Origin of the sequence: Methylobrevis pamukkalensis (genome assembly GCF_001720135.1) — a bacterium.
Classification (GTDB): Bacteria; Pseudomonadota; Alphaproteobacteria; order Rhizobiales; family Pleomorphomonadaceae; genus Methylobrevis; species Methylobrevis pamukkalensis.
The window spans coordinates 1-2892 of the sequence record NZ_MCRJ01000212.1; the positions used below are offsets into that span (position 1 = coordinate 1).

Below are 2892 nucleotides of genomic sequence, written 5' to 3' on the forward strand. Positions count from 1 at the left end.
ACCCATCAGCGCGGCGTAGTCGCGGTGATCGGGCGTGACGGCAGCGCGGATCTCGTTCTTGTCCTCGCCGTTGGTGTCGGTGCCGATGTCGATGCGGGCGACGAATTCGACCCCGTCGAGATCGCCGAAGCCGTTGATGCGGCGGCGGGCCTGCGCCTCGGGCGAGTTGTCCTTGTCGGACACGCCGCGCGCCGAGTTGAGGATGCCGCGGATCAGGCCGCGCCCCATGTTGGCCCAGTCAGGGCCCTTCGGGCTGTAGAGGCCGATCAGCGACCAGACCTTGCGCCGGGCATAGGGCCCCTCGAGCACCGTGTATTCGGCGTCGAGATAGACGGCGCCGGTGGCGGCGCGGCGCGCCCAGCCGCCGGTCCAGCCCTGCGAGGGGTCATCGAAGCCGCCGGGGCGGAGCGTCAGACGCACCTTGGCGAGCGTGCCCTTGGGGATGACGTTGGTGTTGGATTGCGCGGAGTTGAAGTCGTTCCAGGGTCCGGACATTGCGCGGCTCCTTTCAGTTGGAGGGTGGGACGCGCAGTGGCGTCAGAAGGGGAAAGCCACCCCGGCGACCGGATCGGGACACGGGGCTTGGCGTGAGGCGCTCAGCCATGGTCGGGCTCCTGCGCGGGGGCGGGATCGGCCTGGTTCACCGGCGGCCAGGTCAGGCGTTCGGAGGCTGGCACCGCGGGGCGCTGGATCTTCTCCATCAGCCGGCCGAGATGCGGCGGCTCGACCCTGTCGAGGCGACCGGAGCGGTCCTTGGCCGGATAGCCCCAGGGGTTCAGCGTCTGGCAGACGAAGGCGCGCTGCGGCTGGCCGCCCGGGTCCGGGATGTCGGCCATGGTGATGACCTGGTCGACGATCCCGGGCAGTTCGAGCCCGGTCTTCGAGCCGTCGATCTGCGGCTGGAAGACCTTGCGATTGAAGTCGTCGAGCCGCTCGTCAAGGATGCCGACGAACCAGACATGCTTTCCGCGCGTGTGCTGCAGGTGGGTCAGCCAGCCGATCATCTCGCGGCCATGCAGCCCGTAGGCTCCGCGGATGTCGGGCTTGCCGGTCTTCTCGGAGAACGCCTCGGGCTGGCCGCGGCACCACTGGAAGCAGAGCCGCCCCGCCACGGTGATCGAGTCGATGAAGACGGTCTCGTATTTCCCGATCACCGTGGGATCGCCGTAGCGCCCGCAGACTTCGTCGAAATGCGCCTGGCTGTAGGGCTGGTCCTCGCGCAGCGCCGGGTTCGGCCCGCCGATGAACACCGCGAAATCCCGGCATTCCTTCCAGGTGCGGGGCCGGAGCGTGTCGATCTCCAGCCCCTCGACCGCCAGATCGCCAGCCTCGAGGTCGAGGAAGAGCGTGGTCGAGGCGTTCAGCGTCCAGAGCAGGCTGGTCTTGCCGATGCCGGACCGGCCGAAGATGACGCCCTTGATGCCCTTGCGCTGCGCGAGCCGTTCGTCGGCGCCGATGATGGGAAGGGCCATCACTGGCCCTCCTTCTTCATCACCGCCGTGGCGGCGCGATCTGCGCCGATGCACCCCGCCTCGCGGGCGAGCTTGTAGAGGCGCTTCAGCGCGTCGGCGCGACGGTAGGCGGCCGTGCTCTCGCGCTCCGCTTCCACGATGGCGAAGGCGATCTCGTCCACGGTCGCCTCGACGACCGGCAGCGGCTCGCGCGGCTCGTCACCGGGGCGCTGCGGGAATGCGATGGTTTCGGGGAGGTCTTCGAGGGCGTAGCTCGCGGCGCGAAGACGGGTGATGTCGTCCGGCTGGTCCGGCATGGCGTTTCTCCGTGAGATGATGTGATCGAGGAGGCCCATCACGCGGCCTCGCGGACGTCGGGCGCGGGCTCGGCGACGTAGATCGCCAAGAGCGGCGTCCCGTCGGCGTGGGCGCCGGCGTCCTCGATCTGATAGTTGCGGTTGGGCTCGCAGACCTCGGTCAGTTCCCAGCGGCGATAGAGCCCCGGAAGACGCCTGAAATCCTCGAGCGACAGATCGGCAGTGCGGTTCATGCGTGTCTGCTTTCGGTTGGAGGGAAGGCGCTTGGGGCGCTCGAATGGGAAAAGCCACCGGCGGGACCGGATCGGGACATCGGGTCAGGGGATTTCCTCGAGGGCGTCGTGCAGCCGGCGCATGGCGCGCTGGTACCGCTTGCGGGCGGCGGCCTCGGTCAGGCCCAGTTCGACGGCGACCTCGGCTTGCGAGAAGCCTTCGATCGCCACGCGGATCACCAGCAGGGCGTCATCGCCGAGCAGCTTCCTCACGGCGCCGTTCAGCCGTGCGTACCCGGTTGCGCCGATCCCGCTGTCGCCGCTGTCCGCCACCTCGTCGGGATCAGCGATGCTGGCGAGATGTTCGCGTGCCTGGTCGCGCTGGCGCACGCGGATCATGTCGCGCTTGACGTTGCGCAGCACCGTCGCCGCGATCCAGTTGACGCGGCCGAGGTCGAGTCCGCGGACAGCCTCGGTGGTGCGCGCCAGAACATCGGACGCGATCTCGTCGGCGGTGCCGATCCTGCGCCAGATCGACCGGCGGCGGATGGCGTCGAGGCCGGGCCAGAGCGCCAGCAACAGCAGCGTCAGGGCGCAGTCGGACGTGGGCCCATTGCCCTGCGCCGCCCTGACGAGCGCGGAGAGGATCACGTTCTTCTGGCCCTGATCGCCGGGCGTGCGGTGCAGCTCATCCAGTAGGGCCGCCGGATCCCGGAACGGCGCGAGGGGGGCCTGCGCACGCCGGACGGCGTCGAAACTGCGCTGGAAGTGAAGGTTCGTGGATGAATGCATGAGGTGATCACGGATCTCGTGCCACGCGAAGGACATCGGACGCCTGCCTTGCGGCCAGGCGTCCGGCGCCTTCTCGTGGCCAGGTCAGGACGTCGCGCGTCTCTGCGATTTCAGGGGGGT

At 69.1% G+C, this 2892-nt stretch carries 5 protein-coding genes; all 5 read right to left on the reverse strand.

Annotated elements, in window-relative coordinates; all coding sequences use genetic code 11:
* Positions 1–495 (reverse strand): hypothetical protein (locus A6302_RS19845; protein WP_069308463.1); only part of this gene is annotated, 495 nt, incomplete at its 3' end.
* A 101-nt stretch (positions 496–596) separates the two neighbouring features.
* Positions 597–1472, reverse strand: a complete 876-nt coding sequence (locus A6302_RS19850; protein WP_069308464.1) for an ATP-binding protein — start codon at positions 1470–1472, stop codon at positions 597–599.
* Positions 1472–1768, reverse strand: coding sequence for a hypothetical protein (locus tag A6302_RS19855; protein ID WP_069308465.1), 297 nt, complete (start codon positions 1766–1768; stop codon positions 1472–1474). Before A6302_RS19855 ends, A6302_RS19850 begins: the two co-directional genes overlap by 1 nt.
* 38 nt (positions 1769–1806) lie before the next feature.
* Positions 1807–2001 (reverse strand): hypothetical protein, encoded by a 195-nt coding sequence (locus A6302_RS19860; RefSeq protein WP_018303655.1) that lies wholly within the window; start codon positions 1999–2001, stop codon positions 1807–1809.
* Positions 2002–2085: 84 nt separating this feature from the next.
* A complete protein-coding gene (locus A6302_RS19865; RefSeq protein WP_069308466.1) occupies positions 2086–2808 on the reverse strand; it encodes an RNA polymerase sigma factor in 723 nt (240 codons plus the stop codon).
* Between the last annotated feature and the right edge of the window lie 84 nt (positions 2809–2892).